Consider the following 253-nt stretch of genomic DNA (forward strand, 5'->3'; position numbering starts at 1 on the left):
TGAGGTAACCGCAAGGAGCCAGCCGCCGAAGGTGGGACAGATGATTGGGGTGAAGTCGTAACAAGGTAGCCGTATCGGAAGGTGCGGCTGGATCACCTCCTTTCTAAGGAAAATGCCCATGTGGCATGCCCATCGTTCAGTTTTGAGGGTTCGTCCCTCGATTGTTCTTTGAAAACTGAAGATTCATCAAGACATCAAACCAAGAAAAATATGCATGGTCCGTTCGGACCGTGTGTCTTAGAAACGCTAGATC

Annotated in this window: 1 rRNA gene; it reads left to right on the forward strand. The window is 49.4% G+C overall.

Annotated features, from left to right (window positions below):
• Positions 1–103, forward strand: a 16S ribosomal RNA gene (locus tag EVJ32_RS16115); the annotation flags it as partial.
• Positions 104–253: the final 150 nt, after the last annotated feature.

The organism is Exiguobacterium sp. SH5S4 (assembly GCF_004337045.1).
Classification (GTDB): domain Bacteria; phylum Bacillota; class Bacilli; order Exiguobacteriales; family Exiguobacteriaceae; genus Exiguobacterium; species Exiguobacterium aurantiacum_A.